Here is a 15,064-nt window from a genome sequence, read left to right on the forward strand (position 1 = left end):
GGTTGTTTAACCAATTGACCTAAAAAATTTACTGTGTCCTTGACATGGGGTCCAGTTTAAAAGAAGCCAACCTCAGTATATCATAAACCTCCAAAATGCACATCTCATTTTTCTCCGGTGGTGCAAGAATTCTAATAATCTGTCATGAAACAAGGCAGCGAAGAGTTACTGTTCATTAAAAGTCAGTTCTTCCTTATCTCTTATTTCCCATACAGAACACAGCCACAACCCCCGGACCTGTATGTGATCCGATAACCGTTCCGATGCAGTTGATCAGAATATTGTGGACCCCCATCTTCTTCTCTACCTGTCTTGCCACAAATTCCGCATCTTCTTTGCAGTCACCGTGTGTGATCATTACGATATCATTGTCCCATCCTTCTGACTGCTTCACTGCCATATCTACAATATGCGTCAGTGCCTTCTTTCTGCCACGCTCTTTTCCGATAACCTTCAATTCGCCATGCTCATCCATATGAATGATCGGTTTGATCTGGATCATCGTTCCGACAATCGCGGAAGCTTTAGATACTCTTCCGCCTCTATGTAAATGGAATAAATCATCAATCGTAACGTTATGCATGATATGAAGCTTGTTCTCCTCCACCCAGGCAGCCACTTCTTCCAGACTCTTTCCTGCACGCTTCATCTGAACAGCTTTGTACACAAGAAGCCCCTCTCCCATGCAGGCGCAGAGTGAATCAATCACAATCAATTTCCGCTCCGGATACTCTTCCTGCAGCTCTTCTGCTGCCATCCGCACACTGTTGTACGTTCCGCTAAGTCCGGATGAAAAGGCAATATATAAAATATCTTTTCCTTCCTTCAGATATGGCTCCAATGCCTCTCTTGCCTGCTCCGGATTGATCTGAGAAGTTGTCGGCATCGACCCTGCCCTGACTTTTGCAAAAAATTCTTCCCCGGTAAGTCCAATCATATCCTCATAAGACTGTCCATCGATCAGATAAGTAAGAGGAATATATGGAACCCCAAGCTCCTCGGTCAGGTATTCCTTCGGTAAATCCACTGTGCTGTCTGTCATGATCATATATTCACTCATAAGTGTGTCCTCCTTCATCCCTTTAGGGATTTATATATTACTTATAATTATGTACAGTATACCCTCTTTTCCGCAAGATAGCAAAATCTTTTTCCCATGCTAAAAAAATCTTAAGTTTCTTAATAACTTTTGTCATAATCCGGTATATTTTCCTTTTTTTGTGAAATGCTAAATCTATGCAGAATCCAGGCAGTAAAATATTTCCGGGATTCCAGATTTTCTTAACTTTAAATTATCTCTGAATGGAGGATTCAATATGGAAAAACATACTGTCAGTGCTTCCCTCACCGACAATACAAAATATATGAACCGGGCTCTTCCCGTAAAAAAAAGCTTTGATATTATCGAACGAACTCTGATCATCGGCGGACAAAATAGTGCCTTTTATTTTATTGATGGTTTCACCAAAGATGAAATCATGCTGAAACTTATGGACTCCTTCCTCAATATTTCTGCCGATGATATGCCAGAGGATGCAACTTCCTTTTCTACAAGCTGCATCCCCTATGTAGAAGTTGATATTCTCGGTGACTTTGACAGCATTTTCAAAAATCTTCTGTCCGGTGTCACCTGTCTTTTTATTGACGGCTATGAAGCCGCTATTGCCATCGACTGCCGTACTTACCCGTCCCGCAGCATCGAGGAACCCGATAAAGACAAATCCCTGCGCGGTTCCCGTGATGGCTTTGTGGAAACAATCGTATTCAATACTGCCTTGATGCGCCGCCGGATCCGCGATCCGCATCTGATCATGGAAATGTATGAAGCCGGCACTTCCACACGCACCGACGTAGCTCTCTGCTATATGTCCGACCGTGTAGACCGCGAACTTCTGACCACGATCCAGAACAAACTGGAAGAAAGCAAATCCCAGGATCTGAAAATGAGCCAGCAATCTCTTGCGGAAGCTCTCTTTCAGCGCAAATGGTACAATCCATTTCCAAAATATAAATTTACCGAACGTCCAGACACAGCCTGCGCCTGCCTGATGGAAGGAAAAGTGATCATCCTTACTGATACCTCCCCATCTGCACTGATCCTGCCAACCTCCATCTTTGATATGATCGAAGAGGCAAATGATTACTACTTTCCGCCAATCACCGGAATCTACCTGAAAATATCCCGTGTACTGATCACACTGCTGACTGTCTTCATGGTTCCACTCTTTCTGCTCTTTATGCAGAACCCGGCATGGATACCGGAGATCTTCCGCTTCGTTCTGATCGAAGATACGGTCAACATCCCCCTGATCTTCCAGATCCTGATCCTGGAGCTTGCCATCGACGGACTCCGCCTCGCCGCCCTCAACACTCCGAGTATGCTCAGCACCCCTCTCAGCGTCATCGCCGGTATCGTCATGGGGGAATTCTCCGTCGAATCCGGCTGGTTCAACAGCGAGATCATGCTCTACATGGCATTCGTCTCCATCGCCAACTACACCCAGCCAAACTTTGAACTAGGCTACGCATTAAAATTCATGCGTCTCCTGCTCCTTATCCTCACCGCCATCTTCAACCTCCCAGGATTCCTCACAGGCTGCCTCATCGTCATCCTCTGCATCACCTTCAACAAAACCCTATCCAGCCGTAGTTACCTGAACGTAAAATTAAACTAATCCCCTGTAGCCTGCAACAAAATTGCAGGCTACACCTACATAACCTTCACCTTTCCACCACTACCTGAATCTCCTCAACCGGTTATCAGTCCAGCCTTGTAAAAAAACGCCTCTCTAATACAGTAAATCCGGCGACCGGGATCAAAAAAATAGTGTTCAATTCACTTATTGTGCAATGGAGATGAAACTCAAAAATTGTGGAAGCCTTTGCTGACACAATTTTCGCTCTCAGAGGTTCATCGTAATGCCCTTGCACAATGGAATTGAACACTATTTTTTTGATCCCGGTCGCCAACACAACCTATATTTTAACGCCTCTTTTTTACAACCCTACTTCGTCGTACTTCCAAATCCCCCGTTTCTGACTGCTGTCGCATCGTCATCCACAGTAATTCCATACTCAACAAAAATCCCCTGCATAAAGCCTGTCCCTTTTCCAAGCTCTACCGTTTTATTCTCATTGGTATCATTCGTCAGTTTCGCAAAGATATGACCTTCATTATCAGAATAGAAATAATCGCTGTCAATAATTCCTACCGTATTATTCAGCTGCAGACGGAACTTGAATCCAAGTCCGCTTCTCGGATAGCATTTGAGCACCCAGTTTTCTTCCATTTCCACACGGATCCCTGTCGGGATCTTGATCGTCTTTCCCGGCTCGATCACAAAATCATCCGGTGCATAGAAATCATATCCTGCACTTCCTGCCGTTGCACGCTTCGGCAATTTGATTTCTTCATATAAAGCCTTGATCTGATCCTCTGTATACTGCTCACCAAAGGTATCCTTCCATCCTTCCATAAACTGTTCCAGACTTACTTTGTGAAATTTAGCAATTCTCTTCATGTAATACAATTTCTCCTTTTCCTAATGTCTCCGGTACGTTAATGACCATCTGGTTCGCGCTGCCTTTCCAGTGCAGATCCAGTTCTTTTTTCTCAACCTCGAATTCTCCGTCCACCAGAACGTCCAGATAATTTACAATATCCATATTCTTGATATCTTTCCATTCATAACCGGTGTAAAGCCAGATCGTCTTTGACGGAAATTTTTCTTTAATCTCTTTTGCCAGCATCATGACCTCATAGGCATTTGCCGAATGCAGCGGGTCGCCTCCACTGAATGTGATCCCACTGATATAATCCTTCTCCAGTTCTTCAAAAATCTCTGCCTTCGCCTTTTCATCGAAGAAAAGCCCACCATTCGGATCCCAGGTCACCGGATTGTGGCATTCCTTACAGCAATGGTCACATCCTGCAACCCAGAGGACAACCCGCAGACCATCCCCGTTGAGCATATCATCTTTTGTTATATTATGGTAACGCATTTACATACTTTTCCTTTCCGCAATTTCTGCCATCTTGGCATCATTAAGTCTGGTATCTCCCTTGACTCTCGAATAAGACAGATATCCGTTCATACGGTCAATCTTTGTCAGATTCTTGCTTCCACATACCGGACACACATCCATAGACAGCTCTTCATGACCACAGTCATCACAGTAGGCAAGCGACAGATTAACACCCTCATAAAATCCCATATCCATTGCACGGCGTACCAGTGATTTGATAGCCTCTTTGTTATAATTGATCGGGTATTTTACATACTGGATCTTTCCACCGTTACACAGATCCCAGAAACGGTTTTCCAGATCCTGCTTTTCGATCGGTGTAATATCCTCGGTTACATGGCAGTGAAAACTGTTGCTCACATACGCCCTGTCCGATACATTTTCCACGATTCCATATTTTTTACGGAACTGCTGCACCTGCACACCACACAGATTCTCAGCCGGTGTTCCATAAATCGCATACAGATAGCCGTCTTCTTTTTTAAATTCATTGACCTTCATGTTGATATATTCCATGGTCTTGATGGCAAATGCTCCATCCTCTACCAGGGACTTTTTATTATAAAGCTGCTGGAATTCATTGAGCGCCGTAATTCCAAAGGAAGCGGTTGCCGATTTCAGCACCGGTTTAATCTTGTCATGGATCTTCAGATGTCCGCCATAGAAACCACCCTCACAGTAGGCAAGCGGATTCGTAGAAGCACGCAGCTCTCCGAGGTATTCGTAAGTACGGATATGAAGCTTCCGGATCAGTTCCAGGTAATAATCCAGTACTTCAAAGAAATCTCGGTTCTCCTGTCTGGATTTGGCAAGGATCATCGGAAGATGGAGACTGACCGCACCGATGTTGAACCTTCCGACAAATACCGGCTCATCCTTTTCGTCCACCGGATTCATACCGCCTCTTTCATACCATGGAGATAAGAATGCACGGCATCCCATCGGACTGATGACTTTTCCGTAGCGCTTGTAAATACTCGGCACATAGCCTTTTCCGGTAAGGCTGAGCCAGTCCGGATACATAGTCTTTCTGGAGCACTCAATTCCGGCTTCAAAAAGATCTTCTCCCGGCTTTCCAGGTCCATGTAAATTTTCATCATAAAGGAACACGATTTTCGGGAAAAGTACCGGTTTTTTATGTCCCGGCTTTCCCTGTCCTCCTGCTCTTACTTCCAGCATCGTCTTTGTGACAAGCTTTCCGTATTCGCTGATATCGGTTCCGCTGGTCATGGTAATAAATGGATAGTCTCCACGGCTTGAGGATACGGAGTTGAACTTATACTCCCATCCCTGGAATCCCTGCTCCATCTCTTTTTCCAGATCCTTCCAGGCAATCTCCTGTGCTACTTCTTCCGAAAGTCCGAGGCTTCTGTATTTGTTCAGATGATTTTCATGGGAACGCTTCGCATAAGGCTCCAGGATCTCATCTACGCTCGGTACGGTAAATCCTCCGTACTGCTGGCTTGCCGCACTCAGTACGATATCTCCGATCACATCAAATGCCGTATCCAGTGTCTTTGGCTCATTGTACCACAGATTTCCCATCTCAAATCCACCGGTCAGTACGCTTTTCACATCAAAGAGACAACAATTCATCGTATCTCTTCGGGCTGACATATCATGGATATAAATATATCCTTCCCGGATTGCCTGTAATTCTTCCACCGTCAGGAAAAATTTCTTATATAATTCTTTGTTCAGCTCATTGAAGATCAGGCTTCGCTTGGTCGATACCAGTGCACTGTCTGTATTACTGTTCTCTTTGTCCCCGATATACATGATCGACTGGCTTTTCTTATAAACCTCGTCAAGCATCTGCACAAAATCCTGCTTGTAATTCCGATAGTCCCGGTAACTTTTTGCCACGATCGGATTCACTTTCTCAAGCGCTCCCTCTACAATATTGTGCATCTCCGGAATCCGGATCTCATGCACTCCGAGTTCTTCTACCTTTTCTTCTACAAAATGACAGATAAAATCAATATCTTTCTGTGAAAATTTGATCAGTGCACGATATGCAGACTTATTGACTGCCACAACGACTTTTTGCACGTTAAATTCTTCTTTTGTCCCGTCTTTTTTTACAACTTTCACATTGTTTAAGCTCATCTTGTTCTCCTTTCTGATAACTACAATATATTGTATTCTATTTAAAATGTATACTATATCTTGACCGTTTTCCTCTATTTTAGCACTATCACAGCGAGAGCGTCAATCTGTGAAAATAACCAATTTTCCGACAGCCAGACAACCAAATCTTCTACAGGCATATTCCTGAAAATCCATTGACATTTTATACCGGACAGACTTCTCCTTCTGTATTCAGACAATAGCCTTTCATTTTGAAAATCCTCGAATAATTTTTCCAAAACCTTTGGAGATACAAAAAGAGATAAGCCGAAACTGTTTCCTTTTCTGCTTATCTCTTTAATTCATAATCTTGTATTTTTTTAGTTTCCACACTCAATACTGATTTCATTGAACATCGTCAGGATTTCATCGATCGAGGTATCCTCTTTATCTTTTCCTGCCTTATCCATCACACAATGTCCCTGATGCATCATGATCAGACGATTACCGTATTCTACTGCATAGCGGAGATTGTGTGTGACCATAACCGTTGTCAGATTTTTTTCTTTTACAATCTTATCGGTCAGCTCCATGATCAGTTCTGCTGTCTTTGGATCCAGCGCAGCAGTATGCTCATCCAGGATCAAAAACTCGATTGGTGTCATTGTAGACATCAGCAGTGCCATCGCCTGGCGCTGTCCTCCGGAAAGTGATCCGACTTTGACATGAAGCTTATCTTCCAGTCCAAGACCAAGCTGGGCGAGCTGTTCTCTGTAATAATCAATACGTGCCTTATTCGTTCCCCGTCCAAGTCCGTAGAACCTTCCTTTATTGTCCGCAAGAGACATATTTTCCAAGATCGTCATAGACGGACAGGTTCCCATAGATGGATTCTGGTACACGCGTCCGATCTTCTGGTTTCTCTTGTATTCTTTTACCCTTGTGATATCTTTTCCATCGATCAGGATCTGTCCGGATTCTACCGGAATACTTCCGCAGATGATATTCAGCATCGAAGTTTTACCGGAACCGTTACTTCCTACTACGGATACAAATTCGCCCTGATTGATCGTCAGATTGAAGTCCTCAAAGAGACACATCTCATTGACTGTACCCGGATTATAATATTTGTGGATATTTCTAAGCTCCAGCATTCTTCTTCACCTTCTTCTTTCTCTCCATACTAAGCACCAGAATTACCAGGAATAATACGGCTGTGATCAGCTTCATATCCTGCGGTTCGAAGTTCTTCAGTGCGATTGCCACACAGGCCTTGTAAATGATAGAACCGATCAGTACAGCTGTCGTTGTTTTTACAAAACTGATTTTTTTGAAAATACTGGTTCCGATGATAACACTTGCAAGACCGATTACCATCGCCCCTGTACCACTGGAAATTTCAAATACACGTTCTTCCTGACAGAAAATACATCCCGCAAGCGAACACAGCCCGTTTGCGATCGCAAGTCCCAAGATTTTCACATTTCCTTCATCCTTTGCCATTGCAGTTACCAGTTTATCGTTATCTCCGACTGCGCGGAGCAGGTATCCGGACTTGGTATTCAGGTAAAGGTCGAGAATGATTTTCACAATTAACGCAATGATCAGAATGATGAGCAATGTAGAGTAAGCGGAAAATCCTGACGGAAGCAGCTTATCCAGTGTATCATTTTTAAAGATTGTCTTCTGGGAAAACAACGGTACATTGGCTGTTCCTGCCACACGAAGGTTGATCGTCCAGAGCGCTGTCATCATAATGATACCTGAAAGCAGATCTCTTACCTTGCATTTGACATGGATCAGTCCGGTACAGATACCGGCTGCCACACCTGCTGCAAATGCAGCCGGAAGGGTCAGATACGGGTTCGCTCCTTTTGTGATCATAAGCGCCGTTACGGCAGCTCCTAATGGAAAGCTGCCATCTACGGTCAGATCTGGAAAATCCAGAATTTTGTATGTTATATAAATTCCCAATGCAAGGATTCCGTAAATCAGTCCCTGCTCCAAAATCGATACTGCAAAGCTCATTGCATTGCTCCTCACTTTTCTAATTCAAATTTAGTTTTCGCTGATAGAATCGTATGTCTCTACTGCACTGTTTTTCAGATCGTCTTCCACTGTGATTCCAAGATTTTCTGCTACTTTTGTATTCAGGTAAAGTCCTGCTTCTGTGATCGTCTCAAATGGCATTTCAGATGCTTTCTTTTCTCCTTTGAGAACCTTTGCTGCCATCTTACCTGTCTGTTTGCCAAGTGCTACATAATCAAGACCTTCTGCTGCCAGGCATCCAAGCTTCACCTGTTCGATCTCACTTCCGAATACCGGGATATTTGCTGCATTTGCCTTATCCAGAATGGTTGCAAGCGAGCTTACTACCGTATTATCTGTCAGGTTGCTGATGCAGTCTACCTGTGACAGAAGATCGTCTGTTGCAAGTGCGATTTCTGATGTATTTGTAATTCCCTTTTCTACAAGTTCAAATCCATAGTCACCGACTTTTTCTTTGTATTCAGCAATTGTAGATACGCTGTTTGCCTCACTTGTTGTATAGAGGATACCAATCTTCTTCGCATCTGGAAGAAGTTCACGGATCATTTTCAGCTGTGCTTCAATCGGAAGTTTATCACTGGTTCCTGTGACTTCTCCAACCGGGTTCCCTTTATCATCTGCAAGCTCTGCTGCTTTCGGGTCTGTAACTGCAGTATAGATAACCGAAATATCCGTATCAATCGCAGCATTGTATGCTGTCTGTGCACTTGGTGTTGCGATTCCGCAGATCAGATCTACTTTATCGGATACAAAGCTGCTTGCGATCTGTGATGCAGTTCCCATATCTGCTGCCGAGTTCTTGTATTCAACATTCAGATTCTTTCCTTCCTCGATACCTTCTTCTTTCAGTCCCTCTAAAAATCCTTCACGGCAGTTATCTAAAGATCCGTGCTCTGCAAACTGGGAAATACCGATTGTATAGCTCTTTTCTCCATCTGCTGTCTTGGAATCCGACTTGCTTCCACATCCTGCCATCATTGTTGCTGCCATTGCCATTGTTAATAATACTGCGATTGTTCTCTTTTTCATAATTTTGTTCTCCTCTTCTTGATAAATAATTTTCTTTGTTAGCTTTCAAGAGAAGGTGTTTCTTGATTCCGCGCCGTACCACAACAGGAATACATATGTAACATCCTGCCGGAGACTTTTTATTTATTAGGAAGTCCCTTCGGAATTTCCTATGAAATAAAAAACGCCTCAATCCTTCTACGGATTGAGGCGACTAATATCTTCTACTAACGCGGTACCACTCAACTTTAACAGTTTCCTGTCCTCTTTTATGTACTAACATACATCCCTTATTGATAACGGGTTTGGTTCCCGACAAACCATACTCTCAATTATCTGATTTCAGGCTGCCCTCGAAAGTCCATTCAATTATCAACTCCATACAGCAATCCCACCGCCTGCTGCTCTCTGTGATATCGTTCGATAACCTACTCCTCTTTCTCAACGGTTTTACAATTTATGGTTAATATATTACCTCTTTATTCTCTGTTTGTCAACCTGGTTTTTGGAATTTTTCAGATTTTTTCACTCCATTTTCTCAGCTCCCTGAAAAATATCCTGATAACATACCCCGTAATTATCTAAAATCAGCGAAAAAATCTTACGGTTCTTTTCATATTCCATCCTCAGTTCAAGATAAGCCTTAAGATGCAATAATGCCCCCAGAAGATAGACTCTGTCGTCTTCTGTTTTATAAAATTCATACAAACGGTAAATACTGATTATGAGGAGTTCTTCTTTATCCACTCCAAGTCTTTCACATTCATTCACCGCAAGCTTTATCGCCTCAAGATCTGTTCTGTACGATTCCCAATCCATTTCTCTACCCCCCTTTTTTTAATCATATCCTATCATGGCGTTTTTGTAAAGTTAACTTGCATATAATATCATTCTTTTTTCAAATTGAAATGCTACACTACTTTTATGAAGGAGAGATACAGCATGGAAAAGAATTTCGGTACACGCGTTCGGCAGGCACGTCACAAAGCCGGTCTTACACAGGCAGCACTAGCAGAAAAACTAAATCTTGATGAGACAACGATAAGCCGGATTGAAAATGGCAGCCAGGCAACATCCTTTGCAACCATGCTTAATTTTTCAGAAGCATTAGATGTCAAATTTGATTATCTGATCTGTGACTACCTGGATGATTCAATTCATTCAAAGGATCCGATCAATGCCGAGATCCTGGATATGATCACACCGCTTCCTGATAATTATAAACGACTGATCCGTGATAATATCCGACAGTTGTTAGAAAAGATTCCACCAGAGATGGGCGAAAAATAAATGTAGTCTATGCCACCCCGGAGCCGGAGGAGAAAAAAATCCTATAGATTCAAGTTGAATCTATAGGATTTTTTCTCTTCCGAGGCGCTCTGGGTTACCGGTTGTAACTGTTCTTCGCCCATTTGTATTGTGTTCGACAGAGAGGCGGTGTTACCCTCTGCGTTGTCTGGGTTCGTTCTGACCTATACGGGCGGCACGCAGCACGTGAGAGGCGAGTACAGAGGTTGTGACGTTTCCTACTCCTCCCGGAACCGGTGTGATATGGGATACTTTTTCCCGGACATTTTCGTAGTCCACATCTCCACAGAGGGTTCCGTCTTCCAGTACGTTGATTCCGACATCCGCTACCACCGCTCCTTCGGCGATCATATCGGCGGTGATATGCTTTGCCCGTCCGATCGCAGCTACTATTATCTCTGCTTCGCGACATCTGTCCGCCAGATCTTTTGTGCGTGAATGGCAGATAGTTACAGTTGCATTCTGTCCAAGCATCAGCATGGAAAGCGGTTTTCCAACAACCATGCTTCTTCCGATGACGGTCACTCTTTTCCCCTGGAGTTCAATTCCATAGTGATTCATAATGTGCATCACTGCCTCAGAAGTACAAGGCACATAAGCAGTTCTGTCACCTTCGAATATTTTTGCAAGATTTACAGGACTCATTCCATCCATATCCTTTGCCGGGTCGATCATCTGTCTGATCTTCTCTACATCGAGCTGCTCCGGAAGCGGCTGGAACAAAAGGATCCCGTGAACCTCCGGATCTTTATTGATCTTACAGAAAGCATCCTCAAATTCTTCCTGTGAAATATCTTCTGGCAGTTCTACAATGCGGCACTCGATTCCGATCATTTCCATTCTCTTTTTTGCTCCACGTTCGTAGGCAAGATCATTTTCTTTCGCTCCTACCCGAATGATCGTAAGGCATGGATTTACTCCCGCCGCATTCAACTCTTCTCTTTCTCTGATCAGCTTTTCTTTCATGGCTTTTGCCACTTCAGCCCCTCGCATCTGTATGCTCATGTCTTCCTCCTGTCTGTCTTATCTGTTATGGTCTGATACCCTTAAGTACAGCATCATAAGTTGTCTCTTTCAGTTCTTTGCCTGTCGCAATCAGTTGATCAGCCAGATAATTCAGTCTTTCAGCTTCTTCCTGATCCTTCATCATCTTTGTATTGATAAAAATATTAAGAGAAGCTCCTTCAAGGGCTGCCTGTGCAAAGAGGATTGCAACTCCTGCATCGCTGACAGCAAGCCTGCTTCCTTTTTCCCCCAGCACCCGGATCATCTCCATAGTATCTACAATTGTTTTCATGATACACAGTGGTGCTTCTGCCGCATTTTTAAGTGCGGCCTCCATAACTTTTTCCTTCTCTGCCTGTTCTTCCTCTGTCTCTTTTGGCATTCTGTAAGCCTTTGCCAGTGGTTCAAAAGCCTCGGCATCTTCATCTACCATCCGGACCAGATCCTGCTTCTTCTGCTCAAGTTTTTCTCTTATCTCTAGAATTTCTTCTTCAACATCCGCATATTTCTTTTTTCCGACAGTCAGATTTGTAACCATAAGTCCCAAAGCTGATGCGAACGCTCCGACTGCTGCCGATGCACCGCCACCTCCCGGAATCGGTGCTGACGATGAGAGCTGTTCCAAAAAATCAGTTGTTTTCTGCTCCAATAACATATTTTTCCTCCCGCTTATTTTTGCTTTCCTATTATAGCAAAGGATTTCTCTTCTGAAACATAGTACTTTCTAATATGCCTTTCAGGATATCGGTATATGAAATTCTATCTGAATCCTAATGAAAATCCGGTGTCCCCACCATATCATACGGGGTTGCCTGGTAAACATAGTAATTCAGCCAGTTTGCATACATACAGTTACCATGTGCTCTCCATGTAAGAAGTGGCTTCTGTGTGCTGTCATTGTCTGGATAATAATTCTCCGGCATTTCAATCGGAAGTCCTTTGCTCAGATCCCGCTTATACTCCTGATCCAGTGTCACCCGGTCGTACTCCGGATGTCCCATCACAAAAATCTGTCTTCCATCCTGTGCCATGATAAGGTATGCTCCTGCCTTTTCCGACTCTGCCAGAATCATCAGTCTCTCATCTGCACGGATCTTCTCAATCGGCACATCTGTATGTCTCGAATGCGGTGCATAAAATACATCATCAAATCCACGTACCAGAGGAATCTTACGGTTCATAACCTTATGTTCAAAGATACCGAAAAGCTTTTTGTCCAGCTGTACTTTATTAATCCCATAATGATAATAAAGTGCTGCCTGTGCTCCCCAGCAGAGATGGATCGTTGAAGTAACATGCGTCTTTGTCCACTCCATGATCTCTACAAGCTCTTCCCAGTAATCCACCTCTTCAAAAGGCATCTGCTCTACCGGTGCTCCGGTTATGATAAATCCGTCAAATTTCTGATCTTTTACATTTTCAAAATTCTCATAAAACCGGTTCAGGTGATTCGCTGAAGTATTCTTTGAAACATGATTTTTCACTGCCAAAAACACAATGTCAACCTGCAGCGGTGTATTGGAAAGGGAGCGCAGAAGCTGAAGTTCTGTATCCTCTTTCAGTGGCATAAGATTCAGAAGTCCGATCTTGATCGGACGAATGTCCTGATGAACCGCACGGTTCTCATCCATTACAAATATATTTTCTTTTTCCAGTATTTCTTTTACCGGAAGGTCATTCTGTACACGAATTGGCATTTCTGCTTACTTCCTCTCTTTTTTATTTTCCCCGTTTTTTACCGCTGTATCATTTTCTCTGACAAATCTTCCGCTATCATCCACATAACTCTTTTCCCCATACTCCGAAGTCTGAAGCGGAAGCTTTTTCTTCTCCAGCAAATGATTGATCAGCATTGTAATAATATAATAAACTACTGCAAATGTAGGTACGCCCATGATCATTCCTACAAATCCAAACAGACCGCCTCCGAGCAGGATTGAAAATACAACCCAGAATGCAGATAATCCGGTCGAATTGCCCAAAATCTTCGGTCCGATCACATTTCCATCAAGCTGCTGCAGCACAAGAATGAAGATCAGGAAATACAAGCCCTTGATCGGATCATTCAGCAAAATCAGAACGGCACTCGGAATAGCACCGATATACGGTCCGAAGAAAGGAATGACATTGGTCACACCAACGATTACACTGATCAAAAGTATGTACGGCATCTTCAGGAGCGTAAGTCCAAAGAAGCAAAGCACTCCGATAATCATAGAATCAATGATCTTTCCAATAATAAATCCACCGAAAATCTCATTGCTTTTCTTTGTCAGATGCAGGATCATATTGGCATGATCTGTACGGAACACTGCATAGACGATCTTTTTACTCTGTGCGGAAAATGTTTCCTTACTGAACAGAATATAGACTGATACAATAAGACCAATCAGAAAATTCAGGATCTCACTGACAAAATTGATGATCCCAACCGTCAGGTTTGACATCACTTCATTAACCTTGGTTAAAAGATCCTGTTTGATCCAGTTCTGTAATGCATCCGATCCCTTTTCTAACAGGTTACGTGCCATGACTCCGGCAGGACTGGTATCTTTCTGGATACTTATGATCTTCGTAACCATATCACTGATCTGTCCCGGCAGAGTCTGAACCATGTCACGGATACTTTTATAAAGTTCCGGAATCAGCATATTGCACAGTGCCAGGATCAAAGCAAGCAGCATAACCAGCGCTGCAAAAACACCGACACTACGCGAAACCTTCTTTGCCTTTTCCTGAGACATTTTCTTTTTTAATTGTGGAATCAGCCACCGGTCAATCTGCTTTACGATCGGATTCAGCAAATATGCGATCACCATTCCGTATAGGATCGGCTTTAACACATCAATTACTTTACTGACACCTACTGATATATCATCTATTCGGAGTAACAGAAAATAAAAGATCACACAAGCTGCAATTACAAGAAAAAAGGTAAGCCCCTTCCTGAAATGAAGCAAAATCTTTGATGGTCCTCTGTTACCAAATTCCGGACGCTTCTCATAATACGCTGCTGATTTCTTCTCTTCCGGCTTCTCTGAAACCCCTTCCTCTACATTTTCTTTTTTTTCCATTTAATTTCCCTGTCTTTCTTCAAAAGTCTAGTTTTCATTATACCTTCTTTCTAACACCCCCGTCAACCTCCCCAACCATCCTTTTCGCACCTTTTCTCTCATTCCTTGCACACAAACAAACAGGTGCAGGAGAAACTCTCCCACACCCATCAATCTCATCTACGCACATCCACAACTGAAAGTTGCACATTCCGTCTCATCACAGCTGCATGCCTGGCTGCCCTCCACACTGATCTTTCCTGCATGGCACTGGCATTCCTTATTATACTGGCACTCCGTGGCCTTACAGTCGATCTTGCTTGTCGGACCCGCCTCACCGGTCACATTGCTGTAGGTTCCGCTTTTTCTTTCTTCAAAGCTGTCACAGCTTGTCTCTGCAGCTTTCCGTGCAGATTTTCCTCCCACCGTAATTGCGTTCAGATCACAATAAAAATCTTTGTTGTGCATACATGTCTGTACTGTACATTTTAATTCAGGCATAATGTTACCTCCTTTTTGAAAATCAGTATCATTATGCCCGAAAA

The 15,064-nt window shown here is 43.3% G+C and carries 15 protein-coding genes and 1 other annotated feature; of the genes, 2 read left to right on the forward strand and 13 right to left on the reverse strand.

Annotated elements, in window-relative coordinates:
- Positions 1-193: 193 nt before the first annotated feature.
- The gene (locus tag PGW42_RS09385; protein ID WP_270203328.1) at positions 194-1,060 is read right to left on the reverse strand and encodes a DegV family protein; all 867 of its coding nucleotides are present in this window, start codon (positions 1,058-1,060) and stop codon (positions 194-196) included.
- A gap of 256 nt (positions 1,061-1,316) precedes the next feature.
- Here PGW42_RS09385 and PGW42_RS09390 point away from each other — a divergent pair, with 256 nt between their 5' ends.
- Entirely contained in the window at positions 1,317-2,675 is a 1,359-nt protein-coding gene (locus tag PGW42_RS09390; protein ID WP_270203329.1) for a spore germination protein, read from the forward strand.
- 330 nt (positions 2,676-3,005) lie between these two features.
- On the opposite strand, the gene PGW42_RS09395 is transcribed toward PGW42_RS09390, so the two are convergent.
- From PGW42_RS09395 to PGW42_RS09425, 7 genes are all read right to left on the reverse strand, one after another.
- Positions 3,006-3,521: a deoxyuridine 5'-triphosphate nucleotidohydrolase gene (locus PGW42_RS09395; protein ID WP_008374818.1), complete on the reverse strand. Its 516-nt coding sequence runs from the start codon at positions 3,519-3,521 to the stop codon at positions 3,006-3,008.
- A complete protein-coding gene (gene nrdG, locus PGW42_RS09400) occupies positions 3,505-4,002 on the reverse strand; it encodes an anaerobic ribonucleoside-triphosphate reductase activating protein (protein WP_008374816.1) in 498 nt (165 codons plus the stop codon). The genes PGW42_RS09395 and nrdG overlap by 17 nt, the downstream gene beginning before the upstream one ends.
- The gene (nrdD, locus tag PGW42_RS09405) at positions 4,003-6,135 is read right to left on the reverse strand and encodes an anaerobic ribonucleoside-triphosphate reductase (protein ID WP_117823054.1); all 2,133 of its coding nucleotides are present in this window, start codon (positions 6,133-6,135) and stop codon (positions 4,003-4,005) included.
- A gap of 341 nt (positions 6,136-6,476) precedes the next feature.
- Positions 6,477-7,250 carry an ABC transporter ATP-binding protein gene (locus PGW42_RS09410; RefSeq protein WP_008374812.1) on the reverse strand — a complete coding sequence of 258 codons (774 nt, stop codon included), beginning with the start codon at positions 7,248-7,250 and terminating at the stop codon, positions 6,477-6,479.
- Positions 7,237-8,124 carry an ABC transporter permease gene (locus tag PGW42_RS09415; protein ID WP_055158458.1) on the reverse strand — a complete coding sequence of 296 codons (888 nt, stop codon included), beginning with the start codon at positions 8,122-8,124 and terminating at the stop codon, positions 7,237-7,239. Before PGW42_RS09415 ends, PGW42_RS09410 begins: the two co-directional genes overlap by 14 nt.
- A gap of 30 nt (positions 8,125-8,154) precedes the next feature.
- Positions 8,155-9,174 carry an ABC transporter substrate-binding protein gene (locus tag PGW42_RS09420; RefSeq protein ID WP_270203330.1) on the reverse strand — a complete coding sequence of 340 codons (1,020 nt, stop codon included), beginning with the start codon at positions 9,172-9,174 and terminating at the stop codon, positions 8,155-8,157.
- 182 nt (positions 9,175-9,356) lie between these two features.
- Positions 9,357-9,607: a binding site (T-box leader), on the reverse strand.
- Positions 9,608-9,678: 71 nt separating this feature from the next.
- On the reverse strand, positions 9,679-9,972 hold the full coding sequence (locus tag PGW42_RS09425) for a hypothetical protein (RefSeq protein WP_270203331.1): 294 nt from the start codon (positions 9,970-9,972) through the stop codon (positions 9,679-9,681).
- Between the two features lie 123 nt (positions 9,973-10,095).
- Between PGW42_RS09425 and PGW42_RS09430 the strand changes: the two genes are divergently transcribed.
- Positions 10,096-10,443 carry a helix-turn-helix domain-containing protein gene (locus PGW42_RS09430; RefSeq protein ID WP_022220545.1) on the forward strand — a complete coding sequence of 116 codons (348 nt, stop codon included), beginning with the start codon at positions 10,096-10,098 and terminating at the stop codon, positions 10,441-10,443.
- Between the two features lie 150 nt (positions 10,444-10,593).
- On the opposite strand, the gene PGW42_RS09435 is transcribed toward PGW42_RS09430, so the two are convergent.
- The 5 genes from PGW42_RS09435 to PGW42_RS09455 form a co-directional block, all read right to left on the reverse strand.
- Positions 10,594-11,466: a bifunctional 5,10-methylenetetrahydrofolate dehydrogenase/5,10-methenyltetrahydrofolate cyclohydrolase gene (locus PGW42_RS09435; protein WP_270203332.1), complete on the reverse strand. Its 873-nt coding sequence runs from the start codon at positions 11,464-11,466 to the stop codon at positions 10,594-10,596.
- Between the two features lie 25 nt (positions 11,467-11,491).
- Complete coding sequence (locus PGW42_RS09440; protein WP_055246961.1) at positions 11,492-12,121, reverse strand: cyclodeaminase/cyclohydrolase family protein; 630 nt, start codon at positions 12,119-12,121, stop codon at positions 11,492-11,494.
- Between the two features lie 115 nt (positions 12,122-12,236).
- Positions 12,237-13,163, reverse strand: coding sequence for a homoserine O-acetyltransferase MetA (metA, locus tag PGW42_RS09445; protein ID WP_118198437.1), 927 nt, complete (start codon positions 13,161-13,163; stop codon positions 12,237-12,239).
- Positions 13,164-13,169: 6 nt separating this feature from the next.
- On the reverse strand, positions 13,170-14,540 hold the full coding sequence (locus tag PGW42_RS09450) for an AI-2E family transporter (RefSeq protein WP_270203333.1): 1,371 nt from the start codon (positions 14,538-14,540) through the stop codon (positions 13,170-13,172).
- Between the two features lie 159 nt (positions 14,541-14,699).
- Positions 14,700-15,020, reverse strand: a complete 321-nt coding sequence (locus PGW42_RS09455) for a DUF1540 domain-containing protein (protein ID WP_117556263.1) — start codon at positions 15,018-15,020, stop codon at positions 14,700-14,702.
- Positions 15,021-15,064: the final 44 nt, after the last annotated feature.

It is taken from the genome of Coprococcus sp. TM115-187, from assembly GCF_027679115.1.
GTDB classification, from domain to species: domain Bacteria; phylum Bacillota; class Clostridia; order Lachnospirales; family Lachnospiraceae; genus Allocoprococcus; species Allocoprococcus comes.

Bases quoted from the DNA above. Each gene is read 5' to 3' on its own strand.
- PGW42_RS09415 (WP_055158458.1), bottom strand. From the start codon at position 8,124: ATGAGCTTTGCAGTATCGATTTTGGAGCAGGGACTGATTTACGGAATC.
- PGW42_RS09450 (WP_270203333.1), bottom strand. From the start codon at position 14,540: ATGGAAAAAAAAGAAAATGTAGAGGAAGGGGTTTCAGAGAAGCCGGAA.
- nrdG (WP_008374816.1), bottom strand. From the start codon at position 4,002: ATGCGTTACCATAATATAACAAAAGATGATATGCTCAACGGGGATGGT.
- PGW42_RS09425 (WP_270203331.1), bottom strand. From the start codon at position 9,972: ATGGATTGGGAATCGTACAGAACAGATCTTGAGGCGATAAAGCTTGCG.
- PGW42_RS09430 (WP_022220545.1), top strand. From the start codon at position 10,096: ATGGAAAAGAATTTCGGTACACGCGTTCGGCAGGCACGTCACAAAGCC.
- PGW42_RS09440 (WP_055246961.1), bottom strand. From the start codon at position 12,121: ATGTTATTGGAGCAGAAAACAACTGATTTTTTGGAACAGCTCTCATCG.
- PGW42_RS09435 (WP_270203332.1), bottom strand. From the start codon at position 11,466: ATGAGCATACAGATGCGAGGGGCTGAAGTGGCAAAAGCCATGAAAGAA.
- nrdD (WP_117823054.1), bottom strand. From the start codon at position 6,135: ATGAGCTTAAACAATGTGAAAGTTGTAAAAAAAGACGGGACAAAAGAA.
- PGW42_RS09390 (WP_270203329.1), top strand. From the start codon at position 1,317: ATGGAAAAACATACTGTCAGTGCTTCCCTCACCGACAATACAAAATAT.
- PGW42_RS09420 (WP_270203330.1), bottom strand. From the start codon at position 9,174: ATGAAAAAGAGAACAATCGCAGTATTATTAACAATGGCAATGGCAGCA.
- PGW42_RS09410 (WP_008374812.1), bottom strand. From the start codon at position 7,250: ATGCTGGAGCTTAGAAATATCCACAAATATTATAATCCGGGTACAGTC.
- PGW42_RS09395 (WP_008374818.1), bottom strand. From the start codon at position 3,521: ATGAAGAGAATTGCTAAATTTCACAAAGTAAGTCTGGAACAGTTTATG.
- PGW42_RS09385 (WP_270203328.1), bottom strand. From the start codon at position 1,060: ATGAGTGAATATATGATCATGACAGACAGCACAGTGGATTTACCGAAG.
- PGW42_RS09455 (WP_117556263.1), bottom strand. From the start codon at position 15,020: ATGCCTGAATTAAAATGTACAGTACAGACATGTATGCACAACAAAGAT.
- metA (WP_118198437.1), bottom strand. From the start codon at position 13,163: ATGCCAATTCGTGTACAGAATGACCTTCCGGTAAAAGAAATACTGGAA.